This is a genomic window from Natronolimnohabitans innermongolicus JCM 12255, assembly GCF_000337215.1.
In the GTDB taxonomy this organism is placed as follows: domain Archaea; phylum Halobacteriota; class Halobacteria; order Halobacteriales; family Natrialbaceae; genus Natronolimnohabitans; species Natronolimnohabitans innermongolicus.
Genome location: NZ_AOHZ01000088.1, coordinates 13,826 through 31,967 on the forward strand (window position 1 = coordinate 13,826; position 18,142 = coordinate 31,967).

The window sequence follows — 18,142 nt, forward strand, 5'->3', positions numbered from 1 at the left end:
GATTCTACCGATAGAATAGAGTGCGTACACCATCGATACAGCTAGCATAAGCGGAGAACAGTAGATGTTGAACTGTAATGCCCAATCCCGCAAGCCATTGTGACTTATTCCACGATTATACAAGATATCATTCCTAAACACGAGTGTTGTCTGCACATGCTGTATTTTTCTATCCACATTCTGCCTGCACTACTTTGGTTAGAACGCACAATACTCACACATACAATATCAGGAACAATATTCTAAATGATATAGATAATACGATCAACTGACCCTCCAAAATTGTACCACAGCAACGGTCAACAGTTGCGATACCATTATGGGTCATCCGGCCGAAATAACCAAAACGCACCCCCTGTAGTGGTGTCTGCGTATACCCAGAGTCACAATGACGGACATCCCCAGTCAGCTCCAGACGTTCGACATCGAAGCGACGGACGACGTAGTAAAACGACACCTGCGATCGGCGTACATCGAACACCCGACCAGGGGCCCCTACGTCAAATCTCGAGCGCTGTACGACGCCGTCGAGGCGGATATCGACGACCGATTCTCCCTGGAACTCTTCGGTCGGTTCTGTGAGAGCCGACCCTATCTGGAAAAGTGGTCGCGGGGATACGGTGGCTCGTATCGGTATCGGATTCTCGTGCAGGAACTTCGGTGAGATGGATCCGTGCGGTGTGATCGATTCTGTCGCTTTCACCGGTCGTATTTAAGCGTCCGGCTGGAACACACTTTTATATAGTCCAGCAGTAGTACGAGATATGAGCTCCCAACGCGCAAAAACCACGGAACGCTCGCTCCACTTGATCGAGACGATCCAGCGGCTGGGTGGTGCTTCGTTGGACGAACTGACCGCCGAAGTCGCCTTCTCCCGGAGCACGATTCACATTCACCTCCGAACGCTTCTCGAGCACGGGTATCTCGCGAAAGAGGGCGAGGTCTATCATATTGGACTGCGCTTTCTCAATCACGGCGAGTACGCTCGTTCGCGGAAAACGGCGTACACGCTGGCGAAACAGACGGTGATGGACCTCGCCGATCGGACGGACGAGGAAGTCGAGTTCGTCGTGGAAAACGACAACCGCGGTATTCTCGTCCACGAGTCGTTTCACCCCGATAGTCAGTTTCCCTCCAAGGAACGCCACATCTCCTCCGCGCCGAGCACGGCCGGGATCTACTACTATCTCCACAGCGTCGCGACGGGGAAAGCGATCCTCGCCGAGTACTCGGACGACCGGATCGAGCGCGTGTTAGACGAATGGGGACTCCCCAGGCAGACGGACCAGACGATCACGGACGAGGACGCGCTCTTTCAGGAACTCGAGCAGGTTCGAGACCGCGGCATCGCGTTCGCCGACGAGGAGTACGTCGACGGCCTCAGGGAAGTCGGGCGACGGGTCGAGGCGCCCGACGGAAGCGTTCTCGGTGCGATCGCGATCATCGGCCCAAAGTACCGATTCACGGACGACCGCTACACGACCGAGTTACCGACCCTCCTCGACGAGGCGGTCAGCGAACTCGAGGAGGATATTCGAGAGTCGTACCTGGAGCAGTATCGGTGAGGGGACGCTACCGGCCCGGTTGACCGCTGTTCGATCGGTCTATTTATAATAGTCATACTATATCGAACTATAAAATATAGAATTTCGTCGTCACTCGGAGCGTTCTCGCCCCATGGATTTACAAACATATGATGGTAAATTTCTGCTGGGGGCGGAGTGATCGATGCCGCTTTTCGACGTGAGCCGCCACCGCTCAACAGTTCGAAACTGAGATGAAGATGCTACCATCCTAACCTGCTGTATTTTTATAAGCTGTCGTTCGAAGCTAGGCAGCTGGTCGAATCAAGCAATTTATTTCGCCTGACTGTATAGCTACTCCCATGGAGATCAATGATTTCCTCAACGGAGACCAGCTTACAGGCCGACAGGCTGCGACGATTTTTTTCCTCTGGCTAGCCATCGTTCTGGCAGCGGGTATCATCCTCCTGCTATTTACGAGCGCCACGATCTCGTAATGGGCTCGAGTTTGGTCCTCCCGGCCTCTCGAGCAGTGTGGCGGTAGAGCGATTGGACTGTCGGAACAGGGAGACAGTTTTGAGGGGTAGACAGACCGTGGCGCCGCCGAAGACTCCGCTTCACTGCTCGGTTTCATGTGATCAGCCGTTCGATTCGACTGGTCCAGTTGCTTGGTGCTTACTCGGTTACGAACGCACTCCGTGCGCGATCCAACACGGATGGTATCGTCTCAGTAACAATAGCAGACATCTGCCAGTCGCTTCGCTGCCTTCGCTGGAGTTGACGAACCATCGGGTAGTGCGCCAACCTATATATTGCACATAAGTAGCAATAGTCTATCGAGAATTCGGTTCTGCTATTATAACATTTTGGTGCGGAGAACTGTTTGGGCGGTAATCTCCTAATAGCATCTAACCGAATATATTCGGCTATGTATCGAAATCGACTGTGGACTGTACTCAACTCACCGCGATACTCGCTACCGCATTGGCCGAGAGACAGCTAATTACACGTTCTATCCAATATACTATCAATAAGTGTATTTACTAGCTGCTAATACAGATAGCCGATTATATTGCACTATCTACGCACTATCGTGGCGCCACAGTTCCGTATCAATCAACGAAGAAACAATAAAATGGGCCTAGCGAATTGGACAAACATCGTGACAATTGAATCGAGTTATACACTGTTCGCACAGCCGTCTGTGATCAGGTATGCCGTAATTCAGGGGCCACTCCCGACTCGCGTCAGATTGATGCGACGAGAGACGAAGCCGACCGCTCAGTGAAGACGTTCGAGTCGGTCCATCGTCTCGAGTCCCGTCGCGACGTCTGGGGTCAGACCGGCGATGCTGTCGAGAAAGTTCACCCGATAACTGGCTGGACCGTTGTACTCGAGGTCGGTCGCGCGTTCGCCCGCGAGCCCGTAGGCGAGGGTCCCGTGTACGGCAGCGGCGAGATCGTCCTCGAGGCTGCCGGCGAAGGCCGCGAGGGTCGAACCGAGCATGCAGCCGGTGCCGATGATGGTCGTAAGCATCTCGTGTCCGGCGCTGACGCGATAGACGCGGTCGGGGCCGGCCACGATATCCTCGGCTCCCGAGGCGACGACCGCGGCGCCGGTCGTCTCCGCGAGCGCCAGTGCCGACTCCGCGATTTCCTCGTACTCGCCGATTGACTCGACGCCTTTCACGTCGGCATCTGCACCCGCGAGATGGGTGACCTCCCCGTAGTTCCCCTTGATAGCGGCGAACTCGACCTTCTCGAGTAAACTCGCGTGAACCTCCTCCCGGGTCGGTGTCGTTCCCGCGCCGACGGGGTCGAGGACGACCGGAACGCCGAGTTCGTTGGCCCGCTTGCCCGCAGCGTGTAGCGCTTCGACGTTCGAGTCCGTCATTCGGCCGGTGTTGAGCAGTACGGCGTCCGCGAGTTCGGCCATCTCGGGCGCCTCGCCGGGCGCGTCCGCCATCACCGGTATCGCGCCCCAGCCGAGGGTCACGTTCGCCAGATCGTTTTTCGTCACTTCGTTCGTTAACTGCTGTACTAGCGGTTCGCGGTCGCGGACCGCGGCGAGCGAGTCCGACAGCGCCTCGCCCGTCGCATCGACGTCGTCACTCATCGTTTCCCACCTCCGCGGAGACGGCCGCACCGAGTTCTCTCGTCGCAGCGGCCGGCTCTTCAGCCCCGGTTATTTCGCTGATTACGGCGACGCCGCTCGCACCCGCCTCGCGGACCGGCGCCGCGTTCGCAGCGGTGACGCCGCCGATTCCGACGACTGGAATCGAGACGGCGTCGGCGATCTCGGAGACGATCTCGAGTCCGGTGCCGTCTTTTTCTTCGGGGACGTCCGTTTTCGAGTCGGTCCCGTAGATTGCCCCAACGCCGAGATAGTCCGCACCGGCGGCTTCGGCCTCGGTCGCCTCTTCGATCGTTCCGGTTGAGCAGCCGATTATGGCCTCGGAGCCGAGCAATTCGCGGGCGACGTCGACGGGGAGGTCCGATTGTCCGAGGTGGACGCCATCGGCGTCGATCGCCTGTGCGATGTCGACCCTGTCGTTGACGAGCAGGGGAACGTCCGCCGCCGCGGTGAGTTCGCGGAGTTCGCGTCCGAGTTCGTAGCGCCGACGGGTGTCCGTGTCTTTCTCTCGGAGCTGGACGACGTCGACTCCACCGTCGATCGCAGCCTCGACTACTTCAGCGGTTGTGCTCTCTCCGGAGAGCGATTCTTGCGTTACCAGATACGTTCGCCAGTTCGCTGGATTCACACCGAATACCATCGGGTGGTTCGACTAAGCTACTTTGATCCTCTCGCGCTAAAGTGCGAGCGTTGTCAACATATACTCTCTACTAGCGACACGCTACCATCTATTAGTACCCACGATGAAGCGTATATGCTTGTTGATTAATCAGTTCTATATGCGCTATAGAATTGTAGGTATAGTTCAAAATCAGTTCGGACACTGGCTCGCCTGTCCATCCACGAATTATGAAAGCGGTCGACGCACATCTTGAGCGTGTGAAACCAGTATTCGATCAGATCTCGGTCAGCGCAGTCGAGTTGTCCGCTCAACCCAAACTGTGCAAATGAAGCCAGGTGGAAGTAGCTACCGACGAAAAACATCATGCTGGTGGGGCGATATTCTAGCCGATTAATTTACGAATACAGCAGTTAAAACGGTGACTCGGAGTCCGAAAACTTCGACCTCAAGAATCGATCGTGAGCCCAATTGTATTGTTCTATATGTGCAACATAATGTTCCTGTCAATTCTGACAGGAACCTCACTGATGGTGGTCTGTGACGGCTTTACTATCCCCAGAATGCTTGGCGTTCTGATGTCGAGACGAATCAAAGATTCGCCGGCCATTGGAGCGAAAAATCCTCCAAGAGGCCCCACGAGAGCGTTAATCTCGAGGATATCGGTGGATCTGGCACGCTCCCAGGCGGCTGGTGTGTTCAGTGCCGAATTTTGATGAATGCGTTCTATGCCAATTAAACAACGAATCGCTTGTGTTTCTCGGAGCGAACAACCAGTCGTGTAGAACTGGACAGCGACGCCCTGACTAGCATCGCCGTCCGCTCGCATCCTCAATTCATCAAATTCCGCCGTATCTCTCTCGCTGAGTAGGCCTGCGAGCATCGTACCAAGCTAACTCTACGGCTTGATCGTTTCTCAAACTGCACTGACTGGACGATACTATCAATCAACATATGGCAATTGTGTAACCAAAACTGGCAATTACACGAGTATGCCTGTAATACCACTGCTACCTGATGACTACAAATTCTTGTGAACATACGGATGAATTTCCTAATCAAACATGGCTGTCCCCGAGGAGGAAAATAAAACCGAGACTGTCCTAGTGTGGGAAAAGACTAAGAGAGACCATACCACATGTGAGCACATGCCAACAGAAGAAACGAACCGGTCTGACCGATTGATCCAGGCGACATCAACCAGTGTAGCGGTCATTGACGCACTCATCGAAATCGGTGGGGAAGGCGGAGTAACGGAAATCAGCGACGCCGCCGAACTGTCCACGAGTAGCGTTCACAAGCACCTCAATACGCTTCGAGAGTCCGATTTCATCGTCAAAAATGGGAAAACGTACTCGCTCAGCCTACGTTTTCTAGATATTGGCGGGTTTATTCGCAATAACCATCCGGGATCTAGGGAGATAAAGCTCCACATTCAGGAAATGGCACAACAGACAAACCATAACGTGTTTTTCACAGTCGAGGAAAACGGCCGTGCAGTAGTACTTTATCGGGAGGTTGGCCGAAACGGTGTGCCGATGCGCTCGAGAATCGGGACGCGTTTCTATATGAACCAGGCTGCGGGGGGGATAGCCATCCTGGCCGAATACCCAGACAGTCGTGTCGAAGCGATAATCGAACGACACGGTCTCCCACCCGCGACCGAAAAAACGATGACTGACCGCGATGTTTTAATGGAAGAACTCGATCGAGTTCGCGAGCGAGGGTACGCGATGACCGTCGGCGAAACTACCGAAGGCGTTCAATCAATTGCGGTTCCAGTTACCCTTCCAGAAGAAGAGATCATTGGTGCCTGTGCGGTCTCGGGTCCGATCCACCGAATGGGTGATCCTGACGAGGAACTCCTCCAGTATCTGCGAACCATGACGAACGAACTAGAACTAAATATTACGTACTCGTAGTACGTGCAATTACTCGACGTACCCGCAAATTCACTCGGGTCGGTCGCCTCACAGGGTTGACTCAAAACAGTATCGGCCGAGTCCAAGACCGGTCGGCTCGGCTTTCGCAACAAGATATAACTTGGATGGCACCTCATTGAGACTATGTCCCATACTGAGGAAGCGAAAACGGCACTCGTGACTGGCGGTGCTCGAGGACTCGGCCGAAGCTACGCGTTGCGCCTCGCAGAACAAGGAATGAACGTTGCCATTAGCGATATCGACCTTCGGGCTCACGAAGAGTACGAGCGGGAGCGAGAGCAAGTAGAGGGTGAGAGCGTCGTCTCAGAGATACGTGAACGAGGGGTAGACGCGATTGGTATCGAAGCCGACGTGACGGACCCCGACGAAGTGCAGGCGATGGTCGACACGGCAGTTGACGAGTTCGGAGCGATCGATGTCGTGATCGCAAACGCTGGCGGCGGCGTTGGTCCGAACGACGCCACCCTCGCGAGCGAACTGCAACTCGATCATCTTCACGAGACTATCGAACGGAATTTGTACGGGACGATCTACACCTGCCTTGCGGTCGCACCGTACATGAAAGAACGGGAAAGCGGAACGATCGTCACCGTTGCATCAGGAGCCGGACGACAGGCGCGGAGGGACGGATCGTATGCGCACTACGGAGCCGCGAAGGCAGGGATTATCATGTATACGAAATACCTCGCACAGGACGTCGGAGAGCACGGTATCACGGCGAATGTGATAGCCCCTGGTTACATCGGAACCGGTCGGTTGATGGAAGCATTCGAGAAGCGAGGGATCGAAGACGTCGAGAGCGATACCGCACTACGACGGATCGGAACGCCCGACGATTGCGCTGACGTGGTCGAATTTCTGGCTGGAGAGGCCTCGGATTACGTCACGGGGGCTGTGATTCCGATCGATGGTGGGCAGGTGAGAGGACTCTGAAGAAGAACCCAAAATGCAGTAGTCTCTTCGGATCGCTATGAGAGAAGCGAGTGAGGGTCCTCAAGTCGGTGTTTCACCGCTTGAAGGAACTGGACGGCGGTTGATCCTTCGACAACCCGGTGATCGTACGTGAGACAGAGGTGCATGATCTTGCGCGGGACGACCTCGTCGTCGACGATGCCCGGCTCCTCGTTCACCGTACAGACGCCGAGTATGCCTGTCTGCGGCGGATTTATCTGTGGCGTGTTGATATACGCGCCGAACGTGCCCGCGTTCGAGACCGTAAACGTCGCGTTCTGTTGTTGATCCATCTCGAGGTCGTGGTTTCGGGCCTGTTCGGCGAGTTGTGTGACGCGTTCGCCGAGTTCCACGGCGGATCGCTCGTCCGCACCGTATATCGTCGGGACGAGCAGTCCGTGTTCGGTATCGACCGCGACCCCGAGGTTAACATCCTCGAACTGGCGGACGAGCGGGTCGTCTCCTGACCCGTCGCCTTCGACGATCTCCGCGTTCAAGATCCGGTACTCCGGTAGTGCTTCAGCGACCGCCCGTAGCACGAACGCAGTGATCGACGGGGAAACGTCGTGATATTTTTGCCACGGCTCTTTCAGTGACTCGGTCAACGAGGTCAATTGAGTAACGTCGACGCGTGCGACTGTCGTTGTACTGCCGTAGTCCCTCGACACCGTCTGCATCCGATCGTACATCACTTTCCGGCCGCCCGTGACGGAAACGGTCTCGTGGACCGTTGGCGACGGATCGTTGGACTCGTTCGTCGGTTCTGCGTTGCGGTCATCGGTTGGCGAACTATCCTCGGCCTTCCGCTCGAGGTACCGGTCGATGTCGGCCATTCGAACCCGATCCGTCTCGAGTTCTTCGCCGACAGCTGCGATTTCGACGCCGTTGTCCGCAGCGATCCGTCTGGCCGCCGGGGAGCCGCGGATTTCCGTTCCGCCGTTAGCGATCGACGAATCGTTCACGTACTTTCCGACGTGTTCAGACTGGACCTGTTGGACACCCAGTGCGCTGCCGACGGCAGTAACGTCGACGTCGTGGACCTGCGCCGCCTTCCGAGCGTTCGGAGTCGCGTTTATCGATCCGTCCGCCGTCGTCGCGGTATCGGGTGATTCAGTCGCCGACTCGATTCCTCCCGATTCGTCGGCTTGAGGTGACTCGAGTTTGATTGGTTCGTCCCGTCCGTCGAGTTCGGCGCGCTGGCCGAGTTCCGCCTGCGTCTTCTCCGTCGGAGTTTTGGCAGCGGAGTCAGAATCGGGTGCGGCCGAAATCTCGCTCGCTTCGTCTGCAGTACCAACGTATCCGAGCGTGGTCCCAATCGGAACAGTCTCGCCTTCACCGATCAGCTTTCGAAGCAGTCGACCGTCTTGATCGGCAGGGAGTTCGTGGACCGTCTTTTCGCTCTCGATTATCACGACCGTATCACCGGCTGAAACGGAATCCCCTTCGTTCACGCACCACTCGTCGACCAGTCCTTCTTCCATCGCCTGCCCGAGTTTAGGGAGCTTGATCTCTTGCATGCTGATTACGTCTCGATCGCGTCGATAACGGCGGTTTCGATGTCTTCGGCTGTCGGAACGTACGCTTCTTCGAGGCTCTCTGCGAAAGGGATAGGTGTGAACGGTGCACCGACGCGCTTGACGGGCGCGTCGAGGTAGAAGAACGCGTCGTCGATGACTTGCGCTGCGACCTCGGATCCGAATCCACCGAACGTCGGGGCCTCCTGTGCCGTGACGAGGATGTTCGTCTTCTCGACTGATTCCAGGATAGGGTCCGTATCGAGTGGCGTAACGGTTCGCGGATCGACGACCTCGCATTCGACACCGCGGTCGCTGAGCCGTTCTGCGGCTTCGAGTGCCTCGTATACCATTCCACCGATGGCGACGACGGTCGCGTCGTCACCGCGACGCTTGATGTCGGTCTCGCAGAGCGGTATCGTGTACTCTTCTTCCGGAACGGGACCGCTTTCGCCATATCGCATCTTATTTTCGAGGAACAGTACCGGGTCGTCGTCGCGAATGGCGGACTTGAGTAATCCCTTGTAATCCTTCGGTGTCGACGGCATGACGATTTTCAGACCAGGGACGTTCATGAACCAGGCCTCGGGGCTCTGACCGTGGTGGAGGCCGTGTCCGTCACCCGTTCCGTACATCGAGCGAACGACCATCGGTACGCTCGTCTCGTCGCCGTAGTTGAAGTACATCTTGGCGGCGTAGTTTATCAAGTGGTCGCCCGCTATCGGGAGGAAGTCGGCGTACATGATCTCGACAATCGGACGGGCTCCGGCCAGCGCCGCACCGACTGCCGACCCGCCGAGCGTCGTCTCGGCTAGCGGCGTATCGAAGACACGGTCGTCCCCGAACTCCTCATACAACCCTTCTGATATTTTGTAGAGTCCGCCGTACTCCGCGACGTCCTCGCCGTAAAGGATGACGCTGTCGTCGCGCTCGAGTTCCTCGTAAAGTGCCTGATTGAGGCTCTCTCGAATCGTTTGTTCCGTCTGTTCGGCCTGAACATCGACCTGTTGGCTCATCGAACCACCCCTTTCCAGTGGTCGATCTCGGTGTCCTTATACACGTGGTACATCGTCTCCTCGTCGGGTAATTCGTCGGTCTCGGCCGCCTCGAACGCTTCGTCGATTCGCGTTTGCAAACGCCGATCGATTTCCTCGATCTCATCTTCGGTAACGAAATCCTCCTCGAGGAGCCGCGATCTGTACAACTCGATCGGATCCCTGTCGCGCCACTCCTCAAGCGTTGCTTCGTCCCGGTGTTCGGGCATGGTCTCTGCGTGTGGTCGGTATCGGTACGTCTTGGCCTCGAGCAGCGTCGGTCCATCGCCGTCTCTGGCCCGTTGCGCTGCGGTAGCGGTTGCGTCGACAACTTCTTCGACATCTTGCCCGTCAATGACTTTCGTCGGTAGACCGTGGTTGGCGAGGTCGGCCAGGTCGTCGACTGCGACGAGTTTCTCGATCGGGGAGGCCTCCGTCCAGTGGTTGTTTTCGATCACGAAGATGACTGGAAGCTCTTGGACGGTCGCGAAGTTCAGGGCGGAGTGGAACTCGCTGCGTTGGCTCGCACCGTCGCCGAAGAAGGCGACCGTCACTCGATCATTGTCGAGTACCTTGTTGCCGAGCGCGGCGCCGGCAGCCGGATTAAGGTGCGCTCCGATCATGCCGGTCGTACCGAGGATTCCGTACTCCGACGAGCCCATGTGATGCTCTGTCGTCCGACCGTTCGACGGGCCGGAGCGAGTACCGTACATTCCAGCGACGATTTCGTCGAGCGGGGCTCGAAGTAGCATCACCGCTCGTGTTCGCAGCGACGGAACCAGAATGTCGTCGTCTTCGAGCGGGTAACACGCTCCGACACCGACTGCTTCCTGACCGATACTTGAGTGAGGTAACTCTCGAATGCCGCGGTCCTGGTAGACTTCGAGGACCTTCTCTTCGAATCGCCGGGTCAATAAGAGGTCCTCGAGCAGTTCCCTATGGTTTATACTAGCATTCCCCATGACATAGCTATCTCCCGTGTGTGAGCACCTATATTTTTCCCCGTGTGAGAACGTTCTTCCCTGTCAAAATGGTCGCCGCGCAAATCCGATCCGACAATCGACTTTTTGGACCGAATCCGATCGAACACCTTCATCGGAAAATCCGGGCGTGTTGAGCAGTTGGGAGCTACCCTCGAGTGGGGCGCCACGGAATTGATAAGCTATCGTATAATACGTACCACCACATGTGGCCAGAGGCCATCGAAACTGCACTGGAGCGCTACGAGAACCGATACGGAACTCTCCGGGAAGCGTGGAAGGACGCGGGATACTGGCCGGAAACCACGTTCCCCGAACGAGCCTTCGAAACGATTGCGGAGAACCCTGAAAAGCGAGTGATCGGCCCCCGCCGAACGGAGACGTTCGAGGACCTCGGCACAGGCGAGATTCACGTGTCCGGGCCGAACGCGATGGTCGGCTACCTCGACGGGAACCACGACGATGACGCGTTCGACGGAACGTGGTTCGCGACCGGTGACATCGGCCGGCTGGACGGCGACGGCTACCTCACGATCACGGGCCGAAAGAAGGACGTTATCGTGAGAGGTGGCGAGAATATCCCCGTCAAAGAGGTCGAAGACGTCCTTTACGAACACCCATCGGTCGACGATATCGCGATCGTCGCGATGCCGGACGAGGAGATGCAGGAAAAGGGTTGCGCGTACGTACGGGTCGATAACGGCCGATCGTTCTCCTTCGGGGAGATGATCAACCACCTCGACGAGTACGAGATGGCGAAACAGAAGTACCCGGAACGACTCGAGATCGTCGACGAGTTCCCGCGGACTGGAAGCGGCAAGATACAGAAGGCCGAACTCCGGGAACGCATCGCCGAGACGCTAGGAATGAAGCCGGTGCGGCGGTAGCTGCGTATCGAACCAAATCCGCGGGGTTACGATTATACGTCCGTTCGGAGTGAATGACCTATGGACGAACCCAGCGTAACCGAATCCGAGGCCGCGGAGTTGCTCGCCGAACTGATCTCGTTCGACTCACTGAATCCACCCGGTCGAGAGGCGGCGTGTGCGGAGTTCATCGTCGAGTGGCTCACCGATGCCGGTATCGACGCTGAACTCGTCCTCGAACCGTATCCCGATCGACCGCAGGTCGTCGCGACGATCGGTGACGGAGACGGTGATTGCGACCACCTCGTGCTCAACGGCCACATCGACGTCGTGCCAGCGGGCGATCGCGACCGATGGTCCGTCGACCCTTTCGAAGGCGTCGTCGACGACGGTCGCGTGTATGGGCGCGGAGCCAGCGACATGAAATCCGGTCTCGCTGCCGCGATGCTCGCCGCGCGCGAAGCAGCGAACGACCGACTCGAAGGAACGCTTACCCTGACGTTCGCGATCGGCGAAGAGACCGCTGAACCCGGCACGAAGACGCTGGTTTCGGATCTCGACGCTGATCACGGCATCGTCCTCGAACCAACCGAACTGGAGGTCCAGACCGTTGGGAAGGGACTTGCGTGGTACGCTGCGCAGATCGCGGGCGAAGCGGGTCACGCGAGTCGACCGCACACCGGAAACAACGCGGTTGACGCGCTGTTAGAATTCGGTGAGTGCCTCGAGGATTATCGGAGCGAGATCGCTGACCGGACGCACCCGCTGATCGGTGCATCGCTCTGTACGCCCACGATGGTTGATGGCGGGACGAAGGAGAATGTGCTTGCGGAACTGGTCGAACTTCGGTTCGACCGCCGCTTCCTCCCGAGCGAATCGCTCGCCGATATCGACCAGGAGATGAACGATCTATTCGAACCGATTCGCGACCAAGGGTTCGACGTGACAGTTGAACGCACCCGAACGTACGAGGCTGCTGAAATCCCCACGGATGCGCCGATCGCGGAGACGGTTCGTTCTCACGCCGCAATGGTAGCGGGCGCGCCGACGGAACCGGCCGGAAAGGAGGCGGCAACGGACCAGCGAAACCTCGTCAACGACGCTGGTATTCCGACGATTATCTGGGGGCCAGGCACGCCCACGCAGGCGCACACAGTCGATGAATGGGCCAGGATCGATCTACTCGTTGACGCGGTTGACGTACTGTGTCGAACGATCACGGAACGCTGCTCCCGGACTGAGAATTCGTAATTCCCGGGAGATTCAACGAATCGTTGTTCAAATTGACCCGTGCGACGATAGAACCCGAGACGACAGCGACGCCGCGAACGGAATCAATGGGCGGTCGGTTGAGTTCGGGAACCGTCCCGCTCACTCGGTGGGATCGGTGAGGGGAAGGCTGATCTCCTTACTGCCGATGACGATCAGCGACGCGATGAGGAACGCCGAAATCCCTTGGAGTGCGACGCTTACGACTGCACCGTACAGTGCACCGAACGCCAACACGAGGAAGACGCTGCGAAAGAGGTAGTTGAGTCGCCGCGATCCGTCGTAGCCGATGGTCGTGATGACGAGCGCAACCGTACCGACGAGGACCATCGGGAACGCGATTAGCGTATCGGGGAACGACCAGTATATCAGCGACTCGTTAACGATGAACGAGTACGGGATGAGAAAACCCGGTGCACCGATTCGAAGCGCTTGGACGCAGGTTTTGTTGAAGTCGGCGTTCCCAATGCGGGACCCGACGGCAACCGCGATGGCTACGGGCGGCGTAATCGCCGACAGCATCGCGAAGTAGAACACGAACATGTGGGCTGTAATATCTTGAATTCCCAGATCGATTATCCCTGGGGCAACGAGAATAACGACTAAAATATACGCTGCGGGCGTCGGCATACCGAGTCCGAACAGAATACTGGCGATCATCGCAAATACGAGGACGAGCACCAACGCCCCTGCTCCCATCGAAACGAGCGCCGTACTCACCTTCTGTGCGAGACCTGTGTTCACCAGCATTTCGATGATTATCCCCATCGCCGCGAGAACACCGACTAGCGGGGCCATCTCTATGGCGCCATCCCTGAGCCCCTTTAGCGTATTATAGATCTCGGTCCGAACGCCTGCGACGCTCCGATCGGAGATCGCCGTCGTCGCGAGTGCAACGATCCACATCGTGATTATCGTGTACAATCCAGCTGAGAGAGGGGTGAGACGCATTACGACGAGGCCGTAAATGAGAACGGCCAGCGCCGGGAGGAACTTGAGGCCGTTCACCAGAACCGATTTGTCGAACGGAGTCGTGTCGGTCTCCGTCCATCCGTGTTTCGTGACGACTAGGTGGAGTGCGACTCCTACGCTGAAATAGAACAGGAGCGCGGGTATCGTCCCGGCCTGGATGATCTGAACGTACTGAACGCCCAAGATATCCGCCATCAGGAACGCGGCGACGCCCATGATCGGGGGTAACATTTGTCCCCCGCTCGAAGCGACGCTTTCCATCGCCGCAGCGAAGTCAGGGCGGATACCCTGCTCTTTCAGCATCGGGATCGTGAAGCTCCCGGTCGTCGCCGTATTTGCAGCCGCGCTCCCGGTGATCGATCCCATAATCATGCTCGCGATGAGCGCAATCTGAACGACACCGGTTCGCAGCGTTGTTCCGAGTTCTCGTCCCACCTCGAGAACCCAGTCCATTAGTCCGTAGGCCTTCGCGATTCCAGCAAACATGATGAAGATCGCGACCCAGGTCGTGCCGATCCCGACGACGGTATCGTGATAAATACCTGACAGGGAGACCGCACCTTCCCGGATGATCTGTTCCCAGGTGAATCCTGTGTGATTCAATAGCCCTGGCATATACGGCGCGAACCAGTGGTGAGCGTAGAGAATTGAAACAATAGTAACGACCGCGATTAGGTTCCCGAACGCTCGTCTCGTTGCATCGATGACGAGCAGCATCAGGATGCCGCCGACGATGTAATCGTTCGTCTCGTATCCGAGAACCGGCGCATCCTCGAACAGTCGAGTGAAGTTCAGTTCGATGTATAGTGATCCCAACACTGCGAGTGTCGCACCGAGAACCAGCAACACTGCGTCGATAGCGCGCCACCGCTCGAGAACGACGTCCGGAACCGCATCTACCGTGACGGTTGATTGATCCCCGTCACTCATTGCGCTCTTCTGAGAGGAATCTTCGTAGAGGTTTTGGAGTTGAACCAGGTAAAAGAGGCAGATGCCAATCCCGAGAAAGATGTTCGAGTACCGAAGCCGAATAAGCATTCTCGAGTGCGCGTAGTAAATCGTATACAGGGTCAGCGTGATTCCGAGGATCCATATCAACCCTCGAAGGAAGTTCAACGGTGTAACGTCATCTCTGCTAACCGAGAGTGAGGAATTGTCTAACACGCCCATGAAACTGTAATTCAGGTACTCACATTTATACCTTACCGAGAAATGGCCGTCTCCAAGTAATATTGCTCTGTTAACTAACAATCTTGTATACGGAAATATATAAATTATGATAGGTATATTTAGCATGTTGTGGCTCCCAGAGATAAACATATTTTTCTTTAATTTGGTAATTTGTAATTACGGCAACATCGGAGATCGTAAGCGTTAGTGTTTAATATAGGTTTCAAGATAGTCCACATGGACCATGAAAGACTGTGGCAAACACGGACATGCTAACCGCAGGTCATTCCTTACGGCGGTCGGTGCAGCTGGGTTAGCCGGCGTAGCAGGGTGCATCGGGGGAGGCAACGGTACTGGAGGCGCCGAGGACGGAACACTCCGAATGCACACCTCTACCGAGGGCACGTCCGCCTACGCGATGAGTCAAGGGATGGCTGCTGTGATAAATGAGCACTCGGATGAGATCGAGATGGAAGGGCTCACGAGCCGGGGCTCCGAAGAGAACGTCGGCTTGATCAATCAGGGCGAATCCGAGATGGGATACATAGACGATACCCTCGAGCGAGCTATTCGGGCCGAAGAAGAGCCGTTCGACGACCTGGACTACGAACCGGCGCAGGTGTTCTTTTTCTACGACATCAGTACGTTCTGGGTCACGGCCGACGAGTCGTACGAAACGGTGCAGGACATCGATTCCGACACGGTTATTTCACCGAACGTCGCCGGCAGTACGAACAGAACGACGCTCCAATTAGCCTTGGAAGAAATCGGAATAACCGAAGACGATTACACGCTCGACGACGTCAATCAAGCTGACCAGGGCAGTGCCTTCAACGAGGGTCGTCTCGACGTCGGCATCCTCCAACTTGTGGGACCAAATCTGGCGGGCTGGGGGCAGGAAATCGTCAGTACCGTCGATGCGCAACTGCTCGATTACCCGGACGAAGACGCCGAGACGCTCGAGGAAAGCGAGATCGTGACCGACTGGTTCGACAGGGAAGATATCTCCGAAGACCTCGTGAACACGCCCGACGAAAACCTCGGAATCGTCGCACCGTACATCCATATTACTCGGGCAGACCTAGACTACGATATGGTCTACGAGTTCCTGAGTACGTTGCACGAACACCGCGAGGAACTAGGACAGTATCACGACCTACTGGATCTCTTCGAGGACGACGACTACTGGGTCGACACCGTATTTCCCGAGATGCCGTTCCACGAGGCTGCGGCGGACTTCTACGAGGAGATCGGTGTCTGGAACGACGACTGGGAAGTTCACAACTAATTCGAGCGCGAATCTTTTCGCGACGTTTCCGATCGACCGAGCGGCGTACCGAAGCCTATCGGAACTGAGCTCGTGAACGGATCACACCGTCTGGAGTTCGTCGATATCGAGCAGCGGCTTGACTGTCTCTGCCCGGACGAACGATTCGAACGCGTCGTTAGGACGCCGCGGATCGGCGGGATCGACGATTGAATCGATCGGAAGAGCGTCGGGTGAGCGAAGCAGTTCTAACGCTCGAAAAAAATCCTCAGTGACACTGCCGTGGGAAGTCCTGAGATCGATCTCCGAGCGAACGAGTTCGGCCATATTGATTGTGACCGGCGTAGAAGGAATTCCGATGACGACGATGGTGCCGCCATCCCGAGTCGCTTCGATGGCCGTTCCCACGCCGCTCTCGACGCCGGTCGCATCAACCGCGACGTCGAAGCCGTTTCGTGTCGCGTATCGTCCGCACAGCGCCTCCGGACTCGGTTCACCGGTATCGGAATTGATCGTGACTGTCTCGATATCGAGATCAGATAACGTTTCGAGCCGAACCGCGTCGTCCGGTAACCCCGTAACAACGACGTCTGCACCAGCCGCTCGTGCAACCAGAGAGCTGAAAACACCCATTGGACCCGGACCTTGCACGAGGACGGAATCTCCCGGCGACACGCCGCCTTTCGTCACGACCGCTCTGTGCGTGACAGCCAATGGTTCCGTTATTGCGGCGTGCTCGATCGGGACGTCATCCGGCACGGACACGACTTGATCGGGCTTCGCGACAACGTACGGTGCAAACCCCCCCGCAGCGACGGCGGGCACCCGGTCCGGACAATTATTCGGTTCGCCAGTACGACATTGATAACACGCGCCACATGGGGAACCGGGCTGGAGTGCGATACGATCGTCCGGTTCGACTGACTTGACGTCAGTGCCGACCGACTCTACGGTCCCCGCACACTCGTGTCCGAGAATCGCCGGCGTGTCGATGTACTCGTACTCCGGTTTCCCTAGGTAGGCGCCGACGTCACTCCCGCAGACGCCAGCAGCCCGAACTCGGATCAGTACTTCGTTTTGAGAATAATGCGGCTTCTCAACGTCTTCGATCGCTACCGCTCCCGCTTTGCTACCGTGTTTGACAATAGCTTTCATGTCCTGAATAGCGGTAGTCAGCTATATTAAGGTTTAGACCTGTTTTGAACTCGACATCGGACCCAGTGTTCGAAGGCACGATTAAACAGTGACGATCATCAGCATCCGGTATATCATTTGAGACATTCTACTTAAACGAGCATGAGAACAATTATTTTCATTTTGTGGGGCGCGAGCGGACACCGCGTCAACTGATGGAGCTGTATATTCGGCTGTATATGTCCAAACTATCGCTTTCAAATACTATTTAATAATTGGAGAAGATCTGTGTTAATCGGTCGCAGAAGGCCGTTCGCAATTGGGTTCACAAATGTGATTTATAACCCGCAGACGGTGCGTCACCGAATCACGTTGCTCGACGAAACGGTGATTCGGATCGACGAGCAACAGTATTGGCCGTACGCTACTGTCGATCCAAAACCGAACGAATTGCTGTATCTCGGCTGTTTTTGACAACTATATCCACCCTACAGAGTCTTCTTACGAGAACTAATCGAGAAACACGCCGTCGAGGTAACTGTGTTTCTCGTCGATGGTGCAACTCATTTCCAGACAGCACTCCGACGAAGCGAACTCCAATTTCGATACGAGAACACAGAAGTTGGACGCCGTTGAATGTATCTCTTGCGTGGTAAGCCTGAATACTTCTATGTTTACAGTCTGGTTCAATCACGGTGATCTAGGAGCGGCTGAACCGCGGCTCCAGACCTTCATCGTCTGGCACAATGTGACTAACTAAACACGAG

Annotated in this window: 14 protein-coding genes and 1 pseudogene; 8 read left to right on the top strand and 7 right to left on the bottom strand. The window is 56.4% G+C overall.

The genetic code is table 11. The features are described from left to right. Positions 1-388 precede the first annotated feature (388 nt). Both C493_RS18965 and C493_RS18970 read left to right on the top strand, forming a co-directional pair. Complete coding sequence (locus C493_RS18965) at positions 389-664, top strand: hypothetical protein (protein WP_007261110.1); 276 nt, start codon at positions 389-391, stop codon at positions 662-664. A gap of 100 nt (positions 665-764) precedes the next feature. Further along, positions 765-1,565: an IclR family transcriptional regulator gene (locus C493_RS18970; RefSeq protein ID WP_007261111.1), complete on the top strand. Its 801-nt coding sequence runs from the start codon at positions 765-767 to the stop codon at positions 1,563-1,565. Between the two features lie 1,239 nt (positions 1,566-2,804). On the opposite strand, the gene thiM is transcribed toward C493_RS18970, so the two are convergent. Both thiM and thiE read right to left on the bottom strand, forming a co-directional pair. Continuing rightward, on the bottom strand, positions 2,805-3,638 hold the full coding sequence (gene thiM / locus C493_RS18975; protein WP_007261113.1) for a hydroxyethylthiazole kinase: 834 nt from the start codon (positions 3,636-3,638) through the stop codon (positions 2,805-2,807). Then, positions 3,631-4,284, bottom strand: coding sequence for a thiamine phosphate synthase (gene thiE / locus C493_RS18980; protein WP_049889503.1), 654 nt, complete (start codon positions 4,282-4,284; stop codon positions 3,631-3,633). The genes thiM and thiE overlap by 8 nt, the downstream gene beginning before the upstream one ends. A 1,139-nt stretch (positions 4,285-5,423) precedes the next feature. Here thiE and C493_RS18995 point away from each other — a divergent pair. Both C493_RS18995 and C493_RS19000 read left to right on the top strand, forming a co-directional pair. Further along, on the top strand, positions 5,424-6,197 hold the full coding sequence (locus C493_RS18995) for an IclR family transcriptional regulator (protein ID WP_083912458.1): 774 nt from the start codon (positions 5,424-5,426) through the stop codon (positions 6,195-6,197). 144 nt (positions 6,198-6,341) lie between these two features. Further along, complete coding sequence (locus C493_RS19000) at positions 6,342-7,151, top strand: SDR family NAD(P)-dependent oxidoreductase (protein WP_049889505.1); 810 nt, start codon at positions 6,342-6,344, stop codon at positions 7,149-7,151. 35 nt (positions 7,152-7,186) lie between these two features. Here C493_RS19000 and C493_RS19005 read toward each other — a convergent pair whose 3' ends face one another. Genes C493_RS19005 through C493_RS19015 form a run of 3 tightly spaced genes read right to left on the bottom strand, consistent with a single transcriptional unit; the run spans position 7,187 to position 10,679 of the window. Next, positions 7,187-8,686: a dihydrolipoamide acetyltransferase family protein gene (locus tag C493_RS19005; RefSeq protein WP_007261118.1), complete on the bottom strand. Its 1,500-nt coding sequence runs from the start codon at positions 8,684-8,686 to the stop codon at positions 7,187-7,189. Positions 8,687-8,691: 5 nt separating this feature from the next. Continuing rightward, positions 8,692-9,699 carry an alpha-ketoacid dehydrogenase subunit beta gene (locus tag C493_RS19010; protein WP_007261119.1) on the bottom strand — a complete coding sequence of 336 codons (1,008 nt, stop codon included), beginning with the start codon at positions 9,697-9,699 and terminating at the stop codon, positions 8,692-8,694. After that, positions 9,696-10,679, bottom strand: a complete 984-nt coding sequence (locus C493_RS19015) for a thiamine pyrophosphate-dependent dehydrogenase E1 component subunit alpha (protein WP_083912450.1) — start codon at positions 10,677-10,679, stop codon at positions 9,696-9,698. The genes C493_RS19010 and C493_RS19015 overlap by 4 nt, the downstream gene beginning before the upstream one ends. Before the next feature lie 224 nt (positions 10,680-10,903). Between C493_RS19015 and C493_RS19020 the strand changes: the two genes are divergently transcribed. Next, positions 10,904-11,584 carry an AMP-binding enzyme gene (locus C493_RS19020; protein ID WP_007261121.1) on the top strand — a complete coding sequence of 227 codons (681 nt, stop codon included), beginning with the start codon at positions 10,904-10,906 and terminating at the stop codon, positions 11,582-11,584. Between the two features lie 60 nt (positions 11,585-11,644). Continuing rightward, entirely contained in the window at positions 11,645-12,814 is a 1,170-nt protein-coding gene (locus C493_RS19025) for a M20 family metallopeptidase (RefSeq protein WP_007261122.1), read from the top strand. A 120-nt stretch (positions 12,815-12,934) separates the two neighbouring features. On the opposite strand, the gene C493_RS19030 is transcribed toward C493_RS19025, so the two are convergent. Next, complete coding sequence (locus C493_RS19030) at positions 12,935-14,974, bottom strand: TRAP transporter permease (protein ID WP_049889516.1); 2,040 nt, start codon at positions 14,972-14,974, stop codon at positions 12,935-12,937. A gap of 244 nt (positions 14,975-15,218) precedes the next feature. Between C493_RS19030 and C493_RS19035 the strand changes: the two genes are divergently transcribed. After that, positions 15,219-16,262, top strand: coding sequence for a TAXI family TRAP transporter solute-binding subunit (locus C493_RS19035; protein WP_083912451.1), 1,044 nt, complete (start codon positions 15,219-15,221; stop codon positions 16,260-16,262). Positions 16,263-16,343: 81 nt separating this feature from the next. Here the strand turns inward: C493_RS19035 and C493_RS22335 are convergent, their stop codons facing one another. After that, positions 16,344-17,396, bottom strand: a complete 1,053-nt coding sequence (locus tag C493_RS22335; protein WP_083912452.1) for a zinc-dependent alcohol dehydrogenase — start codon at positions 17,394-17,396, stop codon at positions 16,344-16,346. 110 nt (positions 17,397-17,506) lie between these two features. Between C493_RS22335 and C493_RS22340 the strand changes: the two are divergent. Then, a pseudogene (locus C493_RS22340) lies at positions 17,507-18,135 on the top strand (IS6 family transposase). The last annotated feature ends 7 nt before the right edge of the window (positions 18,136-18,142 follow it).

What these genes read in the sequence shown, in the direction of transcription:
- C493_RS18965 (WP_007261110.1), top strand. Translation starts at nt 389, where the DNA reads ATGACGGACATCCCCAGTCAGCTCCAGACGTTCGACATCGAAGCGACG.
- C493_RS18970 (WP_007261111.1), top strand. Translation starts at nt 765, where the DNA reads ATGAGCTCCCAACGCGCAAAAACCACGGAACGCTCGCTCCACTTGATC.
- thiM (WP_007261113.1), bottom strand. Translation starts at nt 3,638, where the DNA reads ATGAGTGACGACGTCGATGCGACGGGCGAGGCGCTGTCGGACTCGCTC.
- C493_RS18995 (WP_083912458.1), top strand. Translation starts at nt 5,424, where the DNA reads ATGCCAACAGAAGAAACGAACCGGTCTGACCGATTGATCCAGGCGACA.
- C493_RS19000 (WP_049889505.1), top strand. Translation starts at nt 6,342, where the DNA reads ATGTCCCATACTGAGGAAGCGAAAACGGCACTCGTGACTGGCGGTGCT.
- C493_RS19005 (WP_007261118.1), bottom strand. Translation starts at nt 8,686, where the DNA reads ATGCAAGAGATCAAGCTCCCTAAACTCGGGCAGGCGATGGAAGAAGGA.
- C493_RS19010 (WP_007261119.1), bottom strand. Translation starts at nt 9,699, where the DNA reads ATGAGCCAACAGGTCGATGTTCAGGCCGAACAGACGGAACAAACGATT.
- C493_RS19015 (WP_083912450.1), bottom strand. Translation starts at nt 10,679, where the DNA reads ATGGGGAATGCTAGTATAAACCATAGGGAACTGCTCGAGGACCTCTTA.
- C493_RS19020 (WP_007261121.1), top strand. Translation starts at nt 10,904, where the DNA reads ATGTGGCCAGAGGCCATCGAAACTGCACTGGAGCGCTACGAGAACCGA.
- C493_RS19025 (WP_007261122.1), top strand. Translation starts at nt 11,645, where the DNA reads ATGGACGAACCCAGCGTAACCGAATCCGAGGCCGCGGAGTTGCTCGCC.
- C493_RS19030 (WP_049889516.1), bottom strand. Translation starts at nt 14,974, where the DNA reads ATGGGCGTGTTAGACAATTCCTCACTCTCGGTTAGCAGAGATGACGTT.
- C493_RS19035 (WP_083912451.1), top strand. Translation starts at nt 15,219, where the DNA reads ATGAAAGACTGTGGCAAACACGGACATGCTAACCGCAGGTCATTCCTT.
- C493_RS22335 (WP_083912452.1), bottom strand. Translation starts at nt 17,396, where the DNA reads ATGAAAGCTATTGTCAAACACGGTAGCAAAGCGGGAGCGGTAGCGATC.